This is a genomic window from Streptomyces sp. NPDC002276, assembly GCF_053891435.1.
The window spans coordinates 13810-32368 of sequence record NZ_JBSFCQ010000003.1 but is presented as its reverse complement, the minus strand read 5'-3'; the positions used below and the strand labels follow the sequence as shown (position 1 = coordinate 32368).

Annotated in this window: 18 protein-coding genes; 6 read left to right on the top strand and 12 right to left on the bottom strand. The window is 70.6% G+C overall.

What is annotated here, in order from left to right; all coding sequences use genetic code 11:
• Positions 1–23 precede the first annotated feature (23 nt).
• The 6 genes from meaB to ACWIHT_RS09320 all read right to left on the bottom strand — a co-directional run bounded on the left by meaB (position 24) and on the right by ACWIHT_RS09320 (position 7563).
• Positions 24–1007: a methylmalonyl Co-A mutase-associated GTPase MeaB gene (meaB, locus tag ACWIHT_RS09345; RefSeq protein ID WP_456166106.1), complete on the bottom strand. Its 984-nt coding sequence runs from the start codon at positions 1005–1007 to the stop codon at positions 24–26.
• Entirely contained in the window at positions 1004–3190 is a 2187-nt protein-coding gene (gene scpA, locus ACWIHT_RS09340; protein ID WP_456166104.1) for a methylmalonyl-CoA mutase, read from the bottom strand. The genes meaB and scpA overlap by 4 nt, the downstream gene beginning before the upstream one ends.
• Positions 3190–4995, bottom strand: coding sequence for a methylmalonyl-CoA mutase family protein (locus ACWIHT_RS09335; protein ID WP_456166102.1), 1806 nt, complete (start codon positions 4993–4995; stop codon positions 3190–3192). Before ACWIHT_RS09335 ends, scpA begins: the two co-directional genes overlap by 1 nt.
• Before the next feature lie 86 nt (positions 4996–5081).
• The gene (lysA, locus tag ACWIHT_RS09330) at positions 5082–6419 is read right to left on the bottom strand and encodes a diaminopimelate decarboxylase (protein ID WP_456166100.1); all 1338 of its coding nucleotides are present in this window, start codon (positions 6417–6419) and stop codon (positions 5082–5084) included.
• Positions 6420–6431: 12 nt separating this feature from the next.
• Positions 6432–6887, bottom strand: a complete 456-nt coding sequence (locus ACWIHT_RS09325) for an SAV_915 family protein (protein WP_456166098.1) — start codon at positions 6885–6887, stop codon at positions 6432–6434.
• 142 nt (positions 6888–7029) lie between these two features.
• Complete coding sequence (locus tag ACWIHT_RS09320; protein WP_456166096.1) at positions 7030–7563, bottom strand: universal stress protein; 534 nt, start codon at positions 7561–7563, stop codon at positions 7030–7032.
• 354 nt (positions 7564–7917) lie between these two features.
• Here ACWIHT_RS09320 and ACWIHT_RS09315 point away from each other — a divergent pair, with 354 nt between their 5' ends.
• A complete protein-coding gene (locus ACWIHT_RS09315; protein ID WP_456166094.1) occupies positions 7918–9525 on the top strand; it encodes a purple acid phosphatase family protein in 1608 nt (535 codons plus the stop codon).
• 204 nt (positions 9526–9729) lie between these two features.
• Here ACWIHT_RS09315 and ACWIHT_RS09310 read toward each other — a convergent pair whose 3' ends face one another.
• From ACWIHT_RS09310 to ACWIHT_RS09300, 3 genes are all read right to left on the bottom strand, one after another.
• Positions 9730–10188: a PucR family transcriptional regulator ligand-binding domain-containing protein gene (locus tag ACWIHT_RS09310; protein WP_456166092.1), complete on the bottom strand. Its 459-nt coding sequence runs from the start codon at positions 10186–10188 to the stop codon at positions 9730–9732.
• A gap of 106 nt (positions 10189–10294) precedes the next feature.
• Positions 10295–11926 (bottom strand): glutaminase A, encoded by a 1632-nt coding sequence (glsA, locus tag ACWIHT_RS09305; RefSeq protein ID WP_456166090.1) that lies wholly within the window; start codon positions 11924–11926, stop codon positions 10295–10297.
• Positions 11927–12080: 154 nt separating this feature from the next.
• Positions 12081–12734: a ScbR family autoregulator-binding transcription factor gene (locus ACWIHT_RS09300; protein ID WP_456166088.1), complete on the bottom strand. Its 654-nt coding sequence runs from the start codon at positions 12732–12734 to the stop codon at positions 12081–12083.
• 110 nt (positions 12735–12844) lie between these two features.
• Here ACWIHT_RS09300 and ACWIHT_RS09295 point away from each other — a divergent pair, with 110 nt between their 5' ends.
• Together ACWIHT_RS09295 and ACWIHT_RS09290 are read left to right on the top strand one after the other, a co-directional pair.
• The gene (locus tag ACWIHT_RS09295) at positions 12845–13786 is read left to right on the top strand and encodes a ScbA/BarX family gamma-butyrolactone biosynthesis protein (protein WP_456166086.1); all 942 of its coding nucleotides are present in this window, start codon (positions 12845–12847) and stop codon (positions 13784–13786) included.
• Between the two features lie 93 nt (positions 13787–13879).
• Positions 13880–14380, top strand: coding sequence for an HIT family protein (locus ACWIHT_RS09290; protein ID WP_456166084.1), 501 nt, complete (start codon positions 13880–13882; stop codon positions 14378–14380).
• A gap of 36 nt (positions 14381–14416) precedes the next feature.
• On the opposite strand, the gene ACWIHT_RS09285 is transcribed toward ACWIHT_RS09290, so the two are convergent.
• Positions 14417–15376, bottom strand: coding sequence for an EamA family transporter (locus ACWIHT_RS09285; RefSeq protein ID WP_456166082.1), 960 nt, complete (start codon positions 15374–15376; stop codon positions 14417–14419).
• Between the two features lie 63 nt (positions 15377–15439).
• On the opposite strand from ACWIHT_RS09285, the gene ACWIHT_RS09280 reads away from it, so the two are divergent.
• Together ACWIHT_RS09280 and ACWIHT_RS09275 are read left to right on the top strand one after the other, a co-directional pair.
• Positions 15440–15964: a MarR family winged helix-turn-helix transcriptional regulator gene (locus ACWIHT_RS09280; protein WP_456166080.1), complete on the top strand. Its 525-nt coding sequence runs from the start codon at positions 15440–15442 to the stop codon at positions 15962–15964.
• Positions 15965–16012: 48 nt separating this feature from the next.
• Positions 16013–16576, top strand: coding sequence for a hypothetical protein (locus tag ACWIHT_RS09275; protein WP_456166078.1), 564 nt, complete (start codon positions 16013–16015; stop codon positions 16574–16576).
• A gap of 86 nt (positions 16577–16662) precedes the next feature.
• Here the strand turns inward: ACWIHT_RS09275 and ACWIHT_RS09270 are convergent, their stop codons facing one another.
• Both ACWIHT_RS09270 and ACWIHT_RS09265 read right to left on the bottom strand, forming a co-directional pair.
• Positions 16663–17271 (bottom strand): hypothetical protein, encoded by a 609-nt coding sequence (locus ACWIHT_RS09270; protein ID WP_456166076.1) that lies wholly within the window; start codon positions 17269–17271, stop codon positions 16663–16665.
• On the bottom strand, positions 17268–17951 hold the full coding sequence (locus ACWIHT_RS09265) for an SDR family NAD(P)-dependent oxidoreductase (RefSeq protein WP_456166074.1): 684 nt from the start codon (positions 17949–17951) through the stop codon (positions 17268–17270). Before ACWIHT_RS09265 ends, ACWIHT_RS09270 begins: the two co-directional genes overlap by 4 nt.
• Before the next feature lie 63 nt (positions 17952–18014).
• Here ACWIHT_RS09265 and ACWIHT_RS09260 point away from each other — a divergent pair, with 63 nt between their 5' ends.
• Positions 18015–18557 (top strand): DinB family protein, encoded by a 543-nt coding sequence (locus ACWIHT_RS09260; RefSeq protein WP_456166072.1) that lies wholly within the window; start codon positions 18015–18017, stop codon positions 18555–18557.
• The last annotated feature ends 2 nt before the right edge of the window (positions 18558–18559 follow it).

Genomic DNA, 18559 nt, shown 5'->3' with positions numbered 1-18559 from the left:
GGACGACCTCCGGTCGCGGTGGGTCAGCCGGGCCGGGGTCCGAAAGCCCGCAGGATCTGTTCGGCGGCCAGCGTCGCCGTCAACTCGCCCTCCCGCACCCGCCGTTCGAGGTCCGGGGCCAGTGAGCGTACCGCCGGATCCGCGTGCAGCCTGCCCAGCAGCTCGTCGCGGACCATCGTCCACGTCCAATCCACCTGCTGCTCGCGGCGCTTGGCGGCTAGGCGGCCGGTGGAGTCCAGCAGGGACCGGTGCTGTTCCAGGCGCTCCCAGACCGTGTCCAGGCCCGTGCCCTCACGGGCGCTGCAACTCAGCACCGGCGGGGTCCAGGCCGCGTCGACGGGGTGCATCAGCCGCAGCGCGCCCGCCAACTCCCTTGCCGCGCCCCGCGCGTCGCGCTCGTGCGGGCCGTCCGCCTTGTTCACGGCGATCACGTCCGCCAGCTCCAGGACGCCCTTCTTGATGCCCTGCAACTGGTCGCCCGTGCGGGCCAGGGTCAACAGCAGAAAGGAGTCGACCATGTTGGCGACCGCGGTCTCCGACTGGCCTACGCCTACCGTCTCCACGAGGACGACGTCGTAGCCCGCCGCCTCCATCACCACGATCGACTCCCGGGTCGCCTTCGCGACGCCGCCGAGTGTGCCCGCGGTGGGGGAGGGGCGGATGAAGGCCGCCGGGTCGACGGCCAGGCGTTCCATGCGGGTCTTGTCGCCGAGGATCGAGCCGCCCGTGCGGGTGGAGGACGGGTCTACGGCCAGTACCGCCACCCGGAAACCGAGCGAGGTGAGGAGCGTGCCGAACGCGTCGATGAACGTCGACTTGCCGACGCCAGGCACACCGCTGATCCCGATGCGCCGGGCCTTCCCGCTGTGCGGCAGCAGTTCGGTCAGCAACTGCTGTGCCATGGTGCGGTGTTGGGGCTTGGTCGACTCGACGAGGGTGATGGCGCGGGCCACCAGGGCCCGCTTGCCGTCGAGTACGCCCTTCACATAGGTGTCGACATCGATCACGGGGTGTGCCCGAGGTCGGTGGCCAGCCGCTCGACCAGGTCGTAGGCCGCGTCCGGGATCACCGTCCCGGGCGGGAACACGGCCGCCGCGCCCATCTCCAGGAGCGTGGGCACGTCCTGCGGGGGGATCACCCCGCCGACCACGATCATGATGTCCTCGCGGCCCTCCTCGGCGAGGGACTCCTTCAACGCCGGTACGAGGGTGAGGTGTCCGGCGGCCAGCGAGGACACCCCGACGACGTGCACGTCCGCCTCTACGGCCTGGCGGGCCACCTCGCCCGGGGTCTGGAACAGCGGGCCGACGTCGACGTCGAAGCCGAGGTCGGCGAAGGCGGTGGCGATCACCTTCTGGCCGCGGTCGTGGCCGTCCTGGCCCATCTTGGCGACCAGGATGCGCGGGCGGCGGCCCTCGGCCTCCTCGAACTCGGCCACGAGGGTGCGGGTGCGTTCGACGGACGGGGAGTCGCCGGCTTCGGTGCGGTACACACCGGAGATCGTACGGATCTGGCTCGCGTGCCGCCCGTACACCTTCTCCAGCGCGTCGGAGATCTCGCCGACCGTGGCCTTCGCGCGGGCCGCGTTCACCGCCAGCTCCAGGAGGTTGCCGGTGCTCTCGGCGGCCCGGGTCAGCGCGTGCAGGGCGTCCTGCGTGGCCTGTTCGTCGCGCTCGGCGCGCAACCGCCGTAGTTTCTCGATCTGTTGGGTGCGGACGGAGGAGTTGTCGACCTTGAGGACGTCGATCTCCTCGTCGGTCTCCACCCGGTACTTGTTGACGCCGATGACCGGCTGGCGCCCGGAGTCGATGCGGGCCTGGGTACGGGCCGCCGCCTCCTCGATGCGCAGCTTGGGGATGCCCGCGTCGATGGCCTTGGCCATGCCGCCCGCCGCCTCGACCTCCTCGATGTGCTGCCAGGCCCGGCGCGCGAGGTCGTACGTCAACTTCTCGACGTACGCGCTGCCGCCCCACGGGTCGATGACCCGGGTCGTGCCGGACTCCTGCTGGATGAGGAGCTGGGTGTTGCGGGCGATGCGCGCCGAGAAGTCGGTGGGCAGCGCGAGCGCCTCGTCCAGGGCGTTGGTGTGCAGCGACTGCGTATGGCCCTGCGTGGCCGCCATGGCCTCCACGGCCGTACGCGTCACGTTGTTGAACACGTCCTGCGCGGTCAGCGACCAGCCCGAGGTCTGTGAATGGGTGCGCAGGGAGAGGGACTTGGCGTTCTGCGGGTCGAACTGCTTGACCAGCTTCGCCCACAGCAGGCGCGCCGCCCGCAGCTTCGCGATCTCCATGAAGAAGTTCATGCCGATCGCCCAGAAGAACGACAGCCGGGGTGCGAACGCGTCCACGTCCATCCCCGCCTCGCGGCCCGCCCGGATGTACTCGACCCCGTCCGCGAGGGTGTACGCCAGCTCCAAGTCGGCCGTCGCGCCCGCCTCTTGGATGTGGTAGCCGGAGATGGAGATCGAGTTGTAGCGGGGCATCCGCTGCGAGGTGTAGGCGAAGATGTCGGAGATGATCCGCATCGACGGCTTCGGCGGATAGATGTAGGTATTGCGGACCATGAACTCCTTGAGGATGTCGTTCTGGATGGTCCCGGCCAACTTCTCGGGCGGTACGCCCTGTTCCTCGGCGGCGACGATGTACAGCGCCAGTACCGGGAGCACGGCACCGTTCATCGTCATCGACACGGTCATCCTGTCGAGGGGGATGCCGTCGAAGAGTTGCCGCATGTCGTAGATGGAGTCGATGGCGACACCCGCCATGCCGACGTCACCGGTCACGCGCGGGTGGTCGCTGTCGTAACCCCGGTGCGTGGGCAGGTCGAAGGCGACCGACAGGCCCTTCTGACCGGCCGCCAGGTTGCGCCGGTAGAACGCGTTGGACTCCTCGGCCGTGGAGAAGCCCGCGTACTGGCGGATCGTCCAGGGCTGGTTGACGTACATCGTCGGGTACGGGCCGCGCAGATACGGCGCGATGCCGGGGTAGGTGGCGAGGAAGTCCAGGCCTTCCAGGTCCTGCCCGGTGTACAGCGGCTTGACCGCGATGCCCTCCGGGGTCTCCCAGAGCAGATCGTCGCCGCCCGCCGCCTTCTTGACGGCGTCGCGCCACTCGTCGGGTCCGGCTTCGGTGGCCGGGGCCCCCAGCTCGATCCCGGAGAAGTCGGGGATGCGCCCGCTCGCTGCCATCAGGACACTCCCATGCGGTCGAGGGTGGCGGACAGTACGGCCACGGCGTCGCAGCCCGCGAAGACGTAGGCGTCGACACCGGAGTACTGCCCGGGACGGCCCGCGAGGAACACATGGCCGGCACCGGCCGACCTCAACTCCCCGGCGATCGTGGCCGCTTGCTCCTCGTACAGCGCGTCGCTTGAGCACAGGCAGGCCTCGGTGGCCCCGCTGTCCGCGAACGCGCCCTCGGTGACGGGCTCGATGCCGCCCGCCTGGAACAGGTTCGACGCGAAGGTGAGCCGGGCGGTGTGCGCGGCGGCCGGGCCGAGTGCGGCCAGGAAGATCCGCGGGCGGGAGCCGGTCGCCGCGAGGTGGGCGTCGGAGCGGGCGCGCAGGGCCTCGTAGGCCTCGTCGCGGCGCACGCGCGGCAGCCCGCCGGAGGGCTCCGAGGGGGCGGGTGCGCGTTCCGGGAGGCGTTCGGCGAGGTTCGGGAACTCGCTTACCCCGGTGATGGGTTCGCGGCGCTTGGCGAGCTTCGCGCTGCGGGCCGCCCAGGTCGTGGCGAGGTCGTCGCGGAGGCTGCCGGACCGCAACACGGCCGCTTGGCCGCCCTGTTGCTCGATGTGCTGGAAGAACTCCCAGCCCGCGTGGGCGAGTTCGTCCGTGAGCCGCTCCACGTACCAGGAGCCGCCCGCCGGGTCGATCACCCGGGACAGATGCGACTCCTCGACCAGGATCGTCGAGGTGTTGCGGGCGATCCGGCGCGCGAACGCGTCCGGCAGGCCCAGCGCGTGGTCGAAGGGCAGCACGGTGACGGACTCGGCGCCGCCCACCCCGGCGGCCAGCGTCGCGACCGTCGTGCGCAGCATGTTCACCCATGGGTCGCGGCGGGACATCATCACCGGCGAGGTCACCGCGTGCTGCACCTGCCCGCCCGGCGCCCCGCACACCTCGGCGACTCGGGCCCAAAGCCTGCGCGCCGCCCGCAACTTGGCGATGGTGAGGAACTGGTCGGCGGTCGCCGCGTACCTGAACTCCAGTTGCCCGACGGCCTGTTCGACGTTCAGCCCGGCTTCCGTCAGCTCGCGGAGATACGCGACACCGGTCGCCAGCGAGGCGCCCAGCTCCTGCCCCGCCGAACCACCGGCCTCGTGGTACGGCAGCGCGTCCACGGTCAGCGCGCGCAGCCCCGGGTACTCCTCGGCGCAGCGCCGGGCGAGCGCGGCGACGGGCGCGAAGGGGAAGCCCTCGTTCCCGGTGCGGGCCGCGAAGCTCAGCGGGTCGGCTCCGAGGTTGCCGCGAGCGGCCTCGCGCGCGACGCCCCGCTCCTCGTACAGCCGTAGCAACTCGCCCGCCGCGGGCTCGACTTCGCTTCCCGCGTCGAGGGCGACGGGCGCCAGGTCGAGATAGACACCGTCGAGGACGGCACCGAGTGACGCGACCGGGATGCCGCGCTCGCCCGCGACCAGCCAGAGCGAGGTGACGCCGTTCTCCAGGTCGCCGAGGACCGCGGCGTTGTCGGCGGTGGTGTGCCGCTGGCGTACGTCCCAGCCGCCGAGGGTGTTGCCCTCGGCCCGGCCGCCCCGTACGAAGGGGGCGAAACCGGGGAGGCCGGGTTCGGGTGCGGAGTCGTCCGCGGTGTAGAGGGGACGGGCGAGGAGCCCGTCCTCCAACGAGGTGGACAGGGCGTCTTCCGCCGCCGTACCCGAGACTTCCTTGCCCGACTTGCGCAGTACGCCTTCCACCAGGCGTTGCCACTGCTCATGGGTCGCGTCAGGGAACTCGGCGGCCAGCGAGAGCCCGTCGTCAGGCAGGACCGTCATGCTCGGATGCTAGGGCAAACGTGCAGGTGAGCAGCAGAGGACGCGGCTGTGACCTTTGCCTCGCCTGGCGGTCTAGACCGCATGGTTTACAACCCGACGTCCCGTCGGCTCATGTCCTCCAGCGACTCGCGACGGACCAGGACCCGTGCGATGCCGTCGGTCACCGCGACGACCGGCGGGCGGCCGACCAGGTTGTATCCGGACGCCATGGACAGGTGATAAGCACCGGCCGCCGGTACGGCGAGGAGGTCGCCAGGGCGTATGTCGCCGGGCAGCGCCACCTCGTTGGCGAGGACGTCGCCCGCCTCGCAGTGCCGGCCCACGACCGTGACCAGGCGCGGCGGCGCGGAGGCCGGGCGGCCGATCAGCCGGGGCGCGTACCGCACGCCGTACAGCGCGGGCCGCGGGTTGTCGCTCATCCCGCCGTCGACCGCGACGAACGTACGGTCGCCGGTGCGCTTGACCGCCAGCACCCGGTACACGACGACTCCGGCGGGGCCGACGATCGCCCGCCCGGGCTCCAGGGTGAGCCGGGGCACGGGCAGCCCGCCGCGGGCGCAGCCGTCCTCCAGCTCGGCGCGGACCCGCCCGGCGAGGACGGAGATGTTCAACTGTTCCTCACCCGGGCGGTACGCGATGCCGTGCCCGCCGCCGATGTCCAACTGCGGTAGGGCGACGCCGTGTTGGTCACGGATGCGGGCCAACAGACCGACCATGCGGCGCACCGCGGCGACGTACGGCTTGGTCGTGGTGATCTGCGAGCCGATGTGGCAGTGCAGGCCCACGAGTTCGAGGTGCGGCTGGTCGAGGATCCGGGTGACGGCGTGTCGCGCGGAGCCGTCCGTGATCGACAGGCCGAACTTCTGATCGTCGGTGCCGGTACGTATTTTGGTGTGCGCGCCGGCCGCGACGCCGGGCACCACCCGCACCATGACCTTCTGACGGGTGCCGGCGGGCGTGAGCGCGGCCAGCCGGGCGATCTCCGAGGCACTGTCGACGACGATCCGGCCGACCCCGAGCCGGAGCGCGGTGCTCAGGTCCTCCGGGCTCTTGGCGTTGCCGTGCAGCACGATCCGCTCCGGCGGGAAACCGGTCGTCACCGCGAGGGCCAGCTCGCCCGCCGAGCACACGTCGAGGCCGAGCCCCTCCTCCTCCACCCAGTGGGCCATCGCCCGGCACAGGAACGCCTTTGCCGCGTAGACGACTTCGGCCTCCGGGAACGCCGCGCGATAGGCACGGCAGCGCTCGCGGACCTCGCGCTCGTCGAGGACATAGACCGGGGTGCCGAAGCGGTCGGCGGCCTCGGCGAGCGAGACACCGCCGACGGTCAGGTCCCCGGCGGGCGCGGGACGGGTGGAGCGGGGCCAGACGGACAGGTCGTCGGTGCCGGGGGCCTCGACAACGGGGGCGTCCAGGATGGACATGGGCGGGTCTCCTCAGCCGATCAGCAGGTTCAGACAGGCGACGGCGGCGGCTGCGCCGGTCACGCGCAGGGCGCCGATGTGCTGCGGATGCCAACGGCGCCAGGAGTTCTCGCGCTCGCGGACGGTGGCCGCCGTGCGGTCGGTCGCCGGAGCGGAGAGCGACGGGTTGACGGTGAGGGCGGTGACGCCCAGCGGCGCGGCGAGGGCGCGCAGCGCGGGTTCGGAGAGCCTGATGGCGGCCTGCTCGGGGCCGAGGGTGGCGGCGAGCCGCGCCGCCGAGGTGAAACCGACGGCTGTACGGCCGCCCAGCGGGGTGCGGAAGAACCGGGCCGTACAGCCCGCGGGCCCCGACCGGACGGGCACGTACAGAAGTCCGGCCGGGACGGGTTCGGAAGGCTCGGCGGGTGACTCGGGTGACTCGGGTGACTCGGAGGATTCGGGTGACTCGGAGGATTCGGCTGGAGACATCGTGCGGCTCCTTGAGGGAGGGGGGATCTGCGCTCACTCGAAGCTATGCCCGGGTGATCGGGGTCCGGGACGGTCGCTGACGGATGCTTGACGGCGAGCGGCGCACTCATAACGCCCCGCTGACGAGGGCGGGAACCGCTGGTCAGCGCCCGCCGTCCGTCAGCTCGCGGGCGTCGACCGCCCGCCGCAGGGCGATCCGCCGGTGCAGGGCGGCCAACTCGCCCGCCAGCGGCGAGGGCGGCACCGTCAGGACCGGGCAGCCGGCATGCGCGACGCAGTACCGCGTGACGGACGGGAACAGGCCGCGGAGCGTGCCCCGGGGGCCCGCTCCGATCACCAGGAGGTCGTCGGACCGGTCGGCGGTCTCCACCAGCGCGCGGCCCGCCGTCCCCCGGACGACCAGCCCCTGGAACGGAACCCCGGGACCCGCGTCGCCGAAGGCCGCGTCGACGGCGGCGAGGAGTCGTTCGCCGGCATCGCGGCGGAGGTCGGCCAACGGCAGCGCCAACGGCGAGCGCCCGTGGGCGAGTTCACCGCCGGGCGGCTCCCAGGAGAGTACGGCCAGCAGTTCGGCGCCGGTACGGCGGGCCTCCAGCACGGCCCGGTGCAGCGCCGCGAGGCTCCCCGGCGAACCGCTCACTCCGACCACGGCACGCAGCCGCCGGGCACCGCTCATCGTCGCTCACTCCTCGCCGTACGACAGACTTCTCCAGCCCATCGAAGTGCCGGAAAGAGCCGATGTATCGCCGCGTTGGCGAGGGCCTGACGCCGGAGGGGCGGTTCTTGACGCGCCCGTGACGCGGTGGCGGCGATGGCGGCGATGGCCGGAATTGATCCCTCAACTCGCCCTCCACTGCCCGCCCGTGTCAACGGAGTGGCGGCCCCTGGCAAAGCGCCGGGCAAGAATCGCCGCCGCGGACCACCCCGTGAGACGCGATGACCGTCTGGCAACGCACCGTTCACTCAGGAGCCGCCGGGAAGCGCCAGGGTGCGGACGTTGTCAGCTCAACTGCTCGCCAGGGAGGGCATCATGACCGCACAGACAGAGACACCGGACGGTTCGGCGCAGTCGTCCGAGGGGGTCAGTCGACGGCACGCGCTGGGTCTCCTCGGTACGGCGGGCGCGGGCGCCGCCGTCACCCCCTTGCTGGGAGCAGGCACGGCCCAGGCCGCCCCGCTGGACGCCCCGGCATTCCACCTCACCGCGGACGCCTCCGGCGCCTCGCCGGTCCAGGGCCTGCACCTCACCTTCGGGGCGGACCCGCGCACCCAGATGACGGTCTCGTGGATCACCGACAGACCGGTGTCCAAACCGGTCGTGCGCTACGGCACGCTGGAGCACGGCTTCGGCTCCAGCGCCAAGGCCCGCACCGTCACCTACGTCGACGGCACCTCCAGCCGCACCGTCTACGTCCACCACGCCGCGCTGAACAAGCTCACCCCGGACACCGACTACCTCTACCTCGCCACCCACGAGGGCGCAACGCCCGACAGCGGTACGTTCCGCACCGCCCCGCGCGGCCGGAAGCCGATCACCTTCACCAGCTTCGGCGACCAGTCCGCCCCGCAGGTGACCTGGGCGGCCAACGGCACGGTCGGTCTCGACGCGAACTCCACGCCCGCGACGAAGGACATCGTCACCGGCATCGAGCAGGTCGCCCCGCTCTTCCACCTGCTCAACGGCGACCTCTGCTACGCCAACCTGGACGTCGACCGGGTGCGCACCTGGAACAACTTCTTCACCAACAACACCCGTTCGGCCCGCTTCCGCCCCTGGATGCCGGCGGCCGGCAACCACGAGATCGAGAAGGCCAACGGCCCGATCGGACTCGGCGCCTACCAGACCTACTTCGACCTGCCGTCCACCGAGACCGACGCCGAACTCGCGGGCCTCTACTACGCGTTCACGGCCGGTTCGGTCCGGGTCATCGTGCTCCAGAACGACGACAACTGCCTCCAGGACGGCGGTGACGTCTACATCAGCGGCTACTCCGGTGGACGTCAACTCGCCTTCCTGGAGAAGGAGTTGAAGGCGGCCCGGGCCTCGCGCGACGTCGACTGGATCGTCGTCGCCATGCACCAGGTCATGGTCAGCTCCACCGACGCCAACGGCGCCGACCTGGGCCTGCGCCAGAAGTACGGCCCCCTCTTCGACCGCTATGGCGTCGACCTGGTTCTGTGCGGCCACGAGCACAACTACGAGCGCTCGCTGGCCGTTCGCGGAGTCGTCAGCGGCACCGAGACGCTGACCCCCAACCCGGTCTCCACCGTCACCGACGACATCGACACCGGCCTCGGTACCGTCCACATGATCCTCGGCGGCGGCGGTGTCTCGGGCACCACGAACCAGAGCTTCTTCAAGGACGGCACCGGCAAGGTGATCACGTCGGTGTCGGCGACCCCCGGCTCCAACGGCAAGCGCACCTCCACCTACACCAAGGAGGAGGCGGTCTGGATCGGCGTCCGGGACACCGAACACCCCTACGGCTTCGCCGCGTTCACCGTCGACCCCGGTCGGCACGCCGGTGACACCACCCGGATGCACGTGACCTACTACAACGTGAACAAGCCGAACGGCGACCTGTCGGTGTTCGAGAACTTCACCCTCCACCGCAAGCGCTCCGACGGCAAGCGCTGAGCCTCAACCGGAGCGTTCCTGGCCCTCGTCCGGCAACCACCGCAGGGCGAACCAGAGTTCCATCCGCGTGCCGGGGTCCTGTACGTCCACATCGAGCGGTTCGGCGACCACCCGTACGAGACGGTGGGTGCGGCACGGTGCTCCGGTGGACGTGCGGGGCCGCTGCCGTACGGTCCCAACTCCCGTGTGGCGAGTTGGGCCGGATCATCTCCTGGCGGCGGTGCCGTCGCGTACGGGCCGCACGGCGAGGTGACGCACCCGCCCAGGCCGGGGCCCGGTGCTGAACAACTCGTTGCGCCGGGCATCGTGCGGCACCGTCCAGGCGCCGGTGTGCCCGCCGAGCTGGGCGAGCACAGCGCGCAGCGCGTCCGGCCGGGCGGCCAGCGCCGACTGGGCCCGCACGGTCGCGGGCGCCTCGCCGATCGCCACGTACGTGGCCTGCCCGACCGTCACGAACGGGGTCGCGGGCGGCAGCCGTAGCAAGGGAAGGCCGTGGCGGTCGCAGGCGGCGACCAACTCGGCCGGGACCTCGTCGTGCATGGGCGCGACCTCGAACCCGAGCGTGCACACCCCGGCCGCGACGACTCGTCGTACATACGTGTCGACGCCCTCCGCGTCGGGCGGCAGCCGCACACCCGCCGTGAGGAGCAACTCGTCGCCCACCAGATACAGCGACCTGGCGCAGGCCGAGGCGAGGGCGTCGCCCCGGACTGCAAGGACTGACGTGCCCGGCGTCCGGTGGCACTGCGTCGCGCCACCGGCCGTCGACTCACTTGGCGGAGGCGGCAGTTGACCTGGTGTCGGTCCGGGGGGCCTTCTGGCGGGGGACTGTCGTGTGTGGGCCGAGGAGTTCCGCGACGTGGGTGTGGCCGCCGCGCTGGGCGTCGGTCAGGGCGGTGCCGCCCCAGCGGTCGGTGGCCGCGGGGTTGGCGCCATGTGCGAGGAGGTAGCCGGTGACCTCCACATGGCCCTCGGCCGCGGCGAGATGCAGGGGAGTGCGGCCGTCGTAGTCGCCGGTGCTGATGTCCGCCCCGGCGGACGCGAGCCGGCGGACCTCGTCCAGGTCGCCCTGGCTGGCGGCCCAGCACAGGGCGACGACACTCTCGACGGCGCTCTGGTTACGGCGTTTGCGCGGGTCCTTGCGCCGGGAGCCACTGGAGACCGACGCATGCGGATGGACCTCGAACTTCTTCACGAGCTGACGGCAGAACTCGATTCCCCTTACCGAATTGCCGAGTTCGTCCAGCCTGGGCGACCAGATGCAGACCCCCATGAGCCCGGGGATCACCACCATGAGCGCGCCGGACACCCCGCTCTTGGCCGGCAGGCCGATGGTGAAGGCGAATTCGCCGGAGAAGTCGTACATCCCGCACGAGGACATGAGGGAAAGGCAGTGCTGGACGGTCTCCTGGCTGAAGATCCGGTCGCCCGTGAGCGGGCACACCCCTCCGTTGGCGAAGGTGGCGGCGACCACCGCCAGCATGCGCGCGTCCAATTCGATGGAGCAGCACTGGAAGTAGAACTCCAGCGTTTGCAGCAGATCCGTGCCCGAAGGGAAGGCCTTGCTCTCCCGCATCGAATAACCGAGCGCGAAATTGCGGTCGGCCGTCTGCCGTTCGGAGAGATAGACGGAGTTGTTGAACCCGACCCGCCTGCCCCCGGCCAGCCGCTGCCAGGTCTGCGCCACGTGGTCGAAGCGGTCCGCGACGGGCAGCTCGGGACGGATCAGCGCGCAGCTCATGATCGCGCCGGCGTTGATCATGGGGTTGTGCGGGCGGCCCTGGTGGTTGAGCGTGAGTTCGTTGAAGCTCTGCCCGCTCGGTTCACGCCCGATGTGCCGGTGCGCGACGTCGACGCCGTGTTCCTCCAGCGCCATGCAGTAGCTGACGGTCTTGGACACCGACTGGACGCAGAAGGGGACATCGGCGTCCCCCACGGTGTGCCGCTGGCCGTCGACGGTGCACAGGGAGATCGCGAACTGTTCCGGGTCGATACGGGCGAGTTGGGGAATGTAGTCGGCCACCCGGCCGGCGCGCACGGGAAGCAGATCTTGGTGGATCCGGTCGATCTCCTCGGTGAGCGACAGGAAGTCCGGCACGATGAGGGAATTCTGCATCGCCCGTTGCAGCAGACCGCTGTGATGCTGGATCAGGGCCACGAATTCCGGGAATCCCATTTCCCGCTCGCCGTCGCCGTCCTGCGTTGCGTCGAGGATGCCCTGAATCCGGGGGTCGTCCTCCAGGATTCCGGTGGCATGGAGATTCCTGACGAGTTCCGCGCGGGACAGCGTCTGGCTTCCGTCGTCGTCGAAAGCGTCGAAGAGGGCGCGGTACGCGGCTTCGAAGGGGTTCGTTCCGGAGGCGGACTGGGAGTTTTCCTTGGGGCGGGTCGTGGACGCCATGCGGCTCACCTCGTAGCAGAAACAGCGGATCGCGGAACATTACGATCGTTATGCTCCATCTTGGTGAGGGTGGGCGCCGCTGCCCAGAGCGCCATCACCCGTTCGGGTGGGGCGTGCGGGAGCGCGCGGGGAGCAGTGGCTGGGCGAGCAGTGCCTACGCGGCGGACCTCGGTCCGGGAGCGCGGTCAAGCAGGGTGCGCGCCCGGTCCAAGCAGCCGTGCGGGTCGGGCGAGGCCTGGAGAGCGGGGAGCAGGAACAGCCAGAGATCGGTCACCGCCCGCTCGACGTGCCTGCGGTCGTCCAGAGCGGCGGACACGGTGTGGGTGCCGAAGAATCCGGCGACGACGACCCGCGCGGCCCGCTCGACATCCGTATCGGGGGCGAGTTCGCCGTTCTCCCGTGCGGCGTCCAGGAGTTGGGCGACGATTTCGATCCAGCCGACGAACGGCTGCGGCAATTCGGCGGGGATGGATCTGCTCTCGTTCGAGAGCCGGTTGCCCGCCCGCACGATCACGTTGTCGCGGAACTCGCGCGCCACCGCGAGGCTGAGACCCACCAGCCGGTCCAGGACGGGTCCTTCGAGCGAGGTCCAGCTCGCCACCAGCCGCGGCCATTCACCGAAGTGGGCCTCGAAGACGGACGCGGCCAGGCCCTCCTTGCTGCCGAAGTGGAAGTAGATGGCGCCGCTGGTGTAGCCGCTCCTCCGTGCCACGTCGCTGATGCTCGTCCCGACGTATCCATGCTGTTCGAACAGCACCGCCGCCGCCGCCAGGACGGCCTGTCGGGTGGCTTCCGCGCGTTCTTGCATCGCCCTCAACGACCCTTGCCCTTCACGCTGAATCGTCTTTTCAGGCGAATCTATCGGACAGCACGGCATTTCTTATCCGCACCCACAAGAATCACGCATCCTATTATTTTATGAAGGAATCAACCGGATCTCCCCCCTTCGCTACGGCGGCGATCCCGACGCTGAGCTGGGACCGCTCCGTACCGCGGAATCTCGTCCACCGGAAGTCGATCGCGGAGGTCCTGCTCACCGACGGACTCGCACTGGACGAAGGGCGGTATCTGCTCGCCGCGCAGTGGTCACGCTCCCACACCACGTTCCGGCCCGGATCCGGCGACCGGCACGACCCGCTGCTGATCGCCGAAACCCTCCGGCAGGGCTGCCTGTACCTCTGCCAGCGCTTCCTGGGCGTCCCCAGGCGGAGCAGGGCCGTCATCAAGACCATCGGCTTCCGCCTCGACCCCGCCACCGAACCCGTGGTCGGTTACGGCGCGACCGACGTGACCTGCCGCGCCACGGTCTACGACGTCCGTCGCGTCGAAGGTCTCCCGTATCCCGTCGCGCTCAGTCTCCGGCTGGAACTGGCCGCGGGCGACGCCGAGTTCGGCAGCGCCGAGGGCCGGGCCCGCATTCTCACCGAGGACGAGTACGGGGCGCTGCGGGGCGCTCGGGCCGGTGCGCTTCCGCCACCCGGCGAGGATGTCCGGCGACTCCCGCCCGCCGCCGTGTCGGCCTCCGCGTCCGGCGGTGTGATGGTGGCCCGGGACGGAACCGGCTCCCTGCGGGTGGCACCGGCGGACCTTCGCCATCCGTTGTTCTTCGACCACCCCAGCGACCACATCCCCGGCATGGTCCTCCTGGAAGCCGCCCGGCAGGCCGTCTGCCTCACGAGCGGCAACACCTCCGGCCGGCTGACCGGCTGCCGTATGACGGCGTCCCGGTTCACGGACTGGGACCCGCCCGCGTACGTCGCGTGCGAACCCGGCGAGGAGGGCTGGGAGTTCGGCGTCACGCAGGGCGGGGCCGTGACGGCGTCGGGGGTCCTGTGGTGGGAGCCGGTCCCGAACGACTGAGCGCTGGTGGTGTGGCGTGGCGCGTTCAGTGACCCCGCTACCAGCACGTCGACGGGGGCGCGGAGTACCCACCCACAGACCTATTGTCGACCCATGAGGGTGGATCATCACGGCGTCGACTGCGTCTTCTGCGGTATAGCCGCCGGTACCGAACCGGCCCGCGTCGTCGCCGACACCGCCGAGACCCTGACATTCCTGCCCCTACGAGCCGTACACCCCGGGCATGTTCTGGTCGTGCCCCGGCGTCATGTCGCGGACATCTGGGAGCTCGACGAGGAGACAGCGGCGGCCGTCGGCACGGCGGTTCTCCGGGCGGCCCACGCGGTACGGGCCGCCCACCGCCCCGAGGGGCTGAACGTCATCCAGTCGTCCGGGGCGGTCGCCACGCAGTCGGTGTTCCATCTGCACGTCCATGTGGTCCCGCGCTACCAGGGCGACCGGATGCCGTATCTGTGGCCCGCGAAGACTGAGGAGATAGAGAGGACCGAGAGGACCGAGAGGACCGGGAAGACCGGGGAGACCGGGGAGGATTCGGCACTGCTCGACGACTCCGCGCGGAGACTGCGCGGTGCGCTGACCGCACGGCGGCACTGAGGCGGCACCGAGGCGGCACCGGCCCGGAATCACAGCTCACCCACCCGACCCTCGTCCGGGTTCGCCGACGACGGACTCGTGGACGGGACGCTCGTCGGGTACGGGTTGGGATGGCGTCCGACCGGTGCCGCGACGGTTCGCGCGGGTGGGGCGGCGGCCCGCGCGGGTGGGGCGGCCCAGGACGACTCCGGCCAGGACCATTGCCAGCCCGCACAGTTGACGGACCGTCAGGATCTCTCCGGCGACCACCGTGCCGAGCAGTACGCCCGTGACGGGGTTGAGCAGTCCGATCAGGCCCACCGTTCCGGAGGGCAGGTGCCGCAGTCCGGCGAACCAGGCCGCGAAGGCCAGCGCGGTGGCGACGAGCGTGACGTAGCCGAACGCGAGGAGCGCCGAGGGGGAGAGCGCGGGCGGCGGGCCCTCCACGGCCGCGGCGACCGGCAGGAGGAACAGCCCTCCGGCGGTGAGCTGCCAGGCGGTCGAGGCGAGTACGTCGGTGCCGCTGGTGTTCCACCGTTTGGTCAGGATGTGGCCGAAGGCCGACACGAGCATCGCCGCGGCCGAGGCGAGGACTCCCGGCACGCTCACCCCGCCCGCTCCCGTGAAGAGCATGAGACACACCCCGCCGAGCCCGATCGCCGCGCCGGCGAGGTGCGCGCGGCCGGGCCGCTCGGACACCAGGGGCCAGGCGATGAGCATCATCGCCAGCGGGGACACCGCCATGACGGTCGAGGCGATGCTCGTCGGGAGCAGCTGGGAGGCGGCGTAGACGAGGACGAAGAACACGCTCACGTTCAGCAACCCGAGCACCGCGGAACGCCACCACCAGGTGCCGCGCGGTCGCTGTCGGCACAGGGCGAGCAGGACGAGGCCGGCGGGCAGGGCTCGTAGGGCCGCGCCGTAGAGCGGGCTGTCGGGCGGCAGGAACTCGTGGGTGACGTAGTAGTTGGTGCCCCAGGCCACCGGTGCGACGGCGGTCAGTGACACCCATCGCATATTAGCTTCCATGGAAGCTAATATAGAGCCGATATGGCTTCCTGGGAAGGTATTGTGGTGTCCATGGACGACCCTCGCCCGCCGGACCGCGTAGCCCGCATCCAGGCCGACTGGCGCCGCGAGCGCCCTGACCTCGACGTCACCCCGCAGGGCGTGATCGGCAGGCTGCACCGCCTGGCCGACCACCTGACCGAGGAACTCTGCCTCGTCTACGGGCGCTACGGACTCGGCGAGGGGGAGTTCGACGTCCTGTGCGCACTGCGCCGCGCCGGCGAGCCCTACGAACGGGCACCCGGCGAACTCGCGGCCCACACCATGGTCACCACCGGCGCGATGACAAAGCGAATCGACCGCCTGGAACGCGCCGGACTCGTCACCCGCCGCCGCTCCGACGACGACCAGCGCGGCCGGATCGTCGCCCTCACCCGCCCCGGACACGACCTGATCGACCGGGCGTTCACCGACCACATCCGCAACGAACACCGCCTGCTGGGCCTGCTGACGCACGGGGAGGCGGAGACGCTGGAGGGGCTGCTCACTACGTGGCTCTCACGGGTGGAGGATCCGCGGGTGGGGGAGGGCGGATGAGGAAGGAGCACGAGGAGTAACGGAGTAGAGGGGTGACGGAGTAGAGGGGTGACGGTGCTGGAACTGCTGGGTTTCTACGACGAGTTGGACGACAGGTCCGGGCAACCGAACGGATCGATACGCGACGCCGTCCGGCCCGTCGGCGAACCGGACGAAGCGGAACTGGTCGCCTACCTGGACGGTGGCCATGTCCTCATCGACGTCATGGAAGGCGGAGCCGACGTCATCACCGGGAGCCCCCACCGGCACTCTCCGGGATGCTCGTCGCTGATGACCGACGGCAACTGGCTGTGGCGCCGGGACTTCCCGCACTACGTGGAGACCCACCACGTCGCCCTGCCGACCGCGTTCGTCGAGCATGCCCGCGACCTCCGCTACCGGATGCCCGCCATCGCCGTCGCGCGGTTCGCTCCCCACTACGACGAGACCATGCCCCTGGTCGGCTGGTCCTCGGCCGTCCCCTGGCGATCGACGGCGACCACGCTCGTCCCCGAACCGCGAGTGGTGATCAGCAAGGCCGAGTTCGACGCGGCGAAGGCGACCCGGGACCGGGACCGGCCGGCGGGTGGCTGGAGCAGACCACGCAAGTCGCGGAAACCGCCGGGGACTTAGGGGGCGTTGGGATCCGGATCGGCGTTCCGTGCCCGGCCCGATCCCGGCCCGCGTGCGGCCTGCCCACAACTACCCCACCACTGCGCTCAGTTCGTCCTGGTGAGCCCCCCGGTTGAGAACGACCCTGTCGCCCACCCGCGTCTGGAACATGAACACCCCACCGTGGTCCCAGACTCGGAGTGGAGCGGGTTGCGGTCGCCGGAGAGGCGGTGGAGGAGTGCCTGGTCTGCGCGGGTCGGGCAGGTGACGACGTGGTCGGCGGGGTGGGACGGCGGGGTCGAGGGCTCGCCGCTGCGCCGTTCGCCGGTGGTGGCGTCGATACTGGCCGACTCCAGCACGATCAGCGCGTCGGCGCCCTTGTCGTAGAACCCGGCGAGTCGGGTGGTCGTACGGGAGGTTCCCGAAGGGGGCAGTTCGCGGTGCGGGGTCACGGACTGTTCCGCGTGCGGGAGTTGGGCCAGGTCGAAGTCGCCCAGGCGGGGTTGGCCGCCGTCGTTGCCGCCGATCGTCACGGCGAAGGTGGGCAGCACCTTCTGGTCGACGCCGTGCGAGTTCTCCGTGGTGAACTCCGGCTCGCGGAGCGGATCGGCCGACCTGGCCCCCACCCCCAGCGCGTAGAGGATCGTGTCGGTGGAGGTCCAACTCCGTTCGCCCGCGCCCCATTCGGCCCCGGCCGCCGTGAGGTTCAGGGTCATTGAGCGGCCTCCGCGGGGACCGTACCGGTCATGTCCACGTTGGGGGCGGCCTTGGTCACCAACTCCTCTATGACAGAGTCGAGTTCGGCCGCTTCCCAACGCCCCTGGCGGGTCACCTCGGGGCCGAGGCGCCAGGACTCCGCCACGCCGATCCGGCCGCCGGCGACGTCGAAGATCCGTCCGGTTACGTCCTGGCTGTCGGTACCGGCGAGCCAGGCGACCAAGGGGGAGATGTGCTCCGGGCCGAGGTTCCTCACGTACTCCTCCGGCATCAGCGCCTCGGTGAGGCGGGTGTGCGCCGCCGGGGCGACGGCGTTGGCGGTAGCCCCGCAACTCGCCAACTCCTGCGCCGCGATGAGGGTGAAGTTCGCGATTCCGCCCTTGGCCGCGCTGTAGTTGGACTGGCCGAAGTTGCCGTAAATACCCGATGCGGACGTCGTGTTGATCAACCGGGCGTGTGTCGGGCGCCCGGTCTCCTTGGCGCGGGTCCGCCAGTACGCTGCCGTGAAACGGGTCGGGGCGACCGTGCCGCGCAGATGGACCCGGATCACGGCGTCCCACTCGTCCTCGGTCATCGAGCCGATGGTCCGGTCGCGCAGGATGCCCGCGTTGTTCACCAGCACGTCGAGCCCGCCGAACTCCTCTACGCCGCCGGACACGACCTGACCGACCCCATGCACCGCGCGCTGCGGGCCGCGGGCTGCGAGCGATGAGTTCCGATGCGAGGAGAGGTCTTCTTGGGCATGCGAACTCGTGACTTCGTCGTCCAGAAGATCGTCCGGCCCGAACGCACCGTATCCGGCACGTGGTTGGAGGTGATCGCCTCGAATCTCGACTACCACCGGGCGACCTTCCTGTGGAAGTGCGAGGGTCTCTCGGACGCACAGCTGCGGCAACGCCCCCTGGGGTCATCGGCGTTGACCCTGCTGGGGCTTATGCGCCATCTGCAAGGGGTCGAACGCGCCTGGTTCCAGCGGACGTTGGCCGGCACGGCGCCGCGCTTCTTCCCGTATCGGACCTACGTCACGGCCGACGGCGACGAGTGGTACGACGAGTCGGACGCCACGTCGGCCAGGGAGGTCTACGCGGACTACCTCAACGCGTGCGAGGAGTCACGGCAGGTGTTCACGAGGGTGACCGCCGACCTCGCACGCATCGTGCCGAACCCGGAATTCGGCGACACCGACGTGCGGTTCGTCCTTGAGCACGTGATCGAGGAGTACGCCCGCCATGTCGGCCACGCGGATCTCCTCCGCGAGGCCATCGACGGCGCCGCTGGCGAGTGAGC

Bases quoted from the DNA above. Each gene is read 5' to 3' on its own strand.
- scpA (WP_456166104.1), bottom strand. From the start codon at position 3,190: ATGGCAGCGAGCGGGCGCATCCCCGACTTCTCCGGGATCGAGCTGGGG.
- ACWIHT_RS09335 (WP_456166102.1), bottom strand. From the start codon at position 4,995: ATGACGGTCCTGCCTGACGACGGGCTCTCGCTGGCCGCCGAGTTCCCT.
- lysA (WP_456166100.1), bottom strand. From the start codon at position 6,419: ATGTCCATCCTGGACGCCCCCGTTGTCGAGGCCCCCGGCACCGACGAC.
- ACWIHT_RS09325 (WP_456166098.1), bottom strand. From the start codon at position 6,887: ATGTCTCCAGCCGAATCCTCCGAGTCACCCGAATCCTCCGAGTCACCC.
- ACWIHT_RS09320 (WP_456166096.1), bottom strand. From the start codon at position 7,563: ATGAGCGGTGCCCGGCGGCTGCGTGCCGTGGTCGGAGTGAGCGGTTCG.
- ACWIHT_RS09315 (WP_456166094.1), top strand. From the start codon at position 7,918: ATGACCGCACAGACAGAGACACCGGACGGTTCGGCGCAGTCGTCCGAG.
- glsA (WP_456166090.1), bottom strand. From the start codon at position 11,926: ATGGCGTCCACGACCCGCCCCAAGGAAAACTCCCAGTCCGCCTCCGGA.
- ACWIHT_RS09300 (WP_456166088.1), bottom strand. From the start codon at position 12,734: ATGCAAGAACGCGCGGAAGCCACCCGACAGGCCGTCCTGGCGGCGGCG.
- ACWIHT_RS09295 (WP_456166086.1), top strand. From the start codon at position 12,845: ATGAAGGAATCAACCGGATCTCCCCCCTTCGCTACGGCGGCGATCCCG.
- ACWIHT_RS09290 (WP_456166084.1), top strand. From the start codon at position 13,880: ATGAGGGTGGATCATCACGGCGTCGACTGCGTCTTCTGCGGTATAGCC.
- ACWIHT_RS09285 (WP_456166082.1), bottom strand. From the start codon at position 15,376: ATGCGATGGGTGTCACTGACCGCCGTCGCACCGGTGGCCTGGGGCACC.
- ACWIHT_RS09280 (WP_456166080.1), top strand. From the start codon at position 15,440: ATGGACGACCCTCGCCCGCCGGACCGCGTAGCCCGCATCCAGGCCGAC.
- ACWIHT_RS09270 (WP_456166076.1), bottom strand. From the start codon at position 17,271: ATGACCCTGAACCTCACGGCGGCCGGGGCCGAATGGGGCGCGGGCGAA.
- ACWIHT_RS09260 (WP_456166072.1), top strand. From the start codon at position 18,015: ATGCGAACTCGTGACTTCGTCGTCCAGAAGATCGTCCGGCCCGAACGC.